The sequence below is a fragment of the Methylobacterium nigriterrae genome, from assembly GCF_037106235.1.
Lineage (GTDB): Bacteria > Pseudomonadota > Alphaproteobacteria > Rhizobiales > Beijerinckiaceae > Methylobacterium > Methylobacterium nigriterrae.
Genome location: NZ_JBAWTG010000406.1, coordinates 1 through 1,067, shown reverse-complemented (window position 1 = coordinate 1,067; position 1,067 = coordinate 1). Strand labels below are relative to the sequence as shown.

At 73.4% G+C, this 1,067-nt stretch carries 1 protein-coding gene; it reads right to left on the bottom strand.

The genetic code is table 11. The features are described 5' to 3' along the window. The coding region (locus WDW90_RS37425; protein WP_336492773.1) for a YeiH family protein at positions 1-999 on the bottom strand (999 nt) is incomplete at its 3' end. Positions 1,000-1,067 lie beyond the last annotated feature (68 nt).

Genomic DNA, 1,067 nt, shown 5'->3' with positions numbered 1-1,067 from the left:
GATCAGCGCGAGGCTGATGGCGATGAGCACGACGAGCGAGGCCGTGACCGCGGCCGTGACGCGGCCGCCGACCCGGACCAGGACCCGCACGTCGACCCCGAGCCCGAGCGCTGCCATCGACACGATCGTCAGGTAGCCGGCGGCCTGGGTCAGCAGCCTGGCGGCCCCGTCCGGGATCAGCCCGAGCGAGCGCGAGGCCGCGAGCGCCAGGAAGCCCAGGATGAACCAGGGCACCAGCTTGAAGAAGCCGAGCCGGCCCGGCCGGGCCTTCGTCGATCCCTTGGCGCTCGCCCCCTCGGGCGGCAGCAGCGGCGCGATCAGCGACAGGGCCACCACGACGGGCCCGAGCATCAGCACGCGCACGAGCTTGACGAGCGTGCCCACCTGCGTGCTGACGAGCCCGGCCGGCACGGTGGCGGCGAGAACTTGCGGCACGGCGTAGACGGTCAGGCCGGCCAGGACGCCGTACTGGTTCTGCGACAGGCCGGCGAGCGGGATGAACAGGGGCAGGCCGAGCACCATCAGGACGCCCAGCACCGCCGTGAAGGCGATCGCCGCGGCGACGTCCTTGCTGTCGGCCCCGATCACGGGCGCCACGGCGGCGATGGCCGAGTTGCCGCAGATGGCGTTGCCGCAGGCCACGAGGAGCGCCATGCGGGCCGGCAGGCCGAGGGCGCGGCAGAGGCCGTAGCTCGCCGTGATCGCCAGGATGACGGTGGCGACGATGCCGGTGAGCAGCGCCGGGCCGGAGGCCAGGATCGCCCCGAGGCTCAAGGAGGCGCCGAGCATCGTGACGGCGACTTCGAGCACCTGCTTGGCCGAGAAGGCGATGCCGGCCTGGAAGCGCCGGTCCGGCTGCCAGGCGGTGCGCAGGCCGATGCCGATCAGGATCGCGATGACGAGCGCCTCGATGTAGGGATGGCCGAGGCCGTGCTCCTCGAGGCTCTGCAACCCGACCGCGACCGCCGTGATGGCGAGGCACAGCACGATCCCGGGCAGGAGCGCGGTCGTGGTCTCGCGCGGCGCCGGGAGGCTGCCGGCCTGCTTCCCCGTCGATGCCTCGGCGC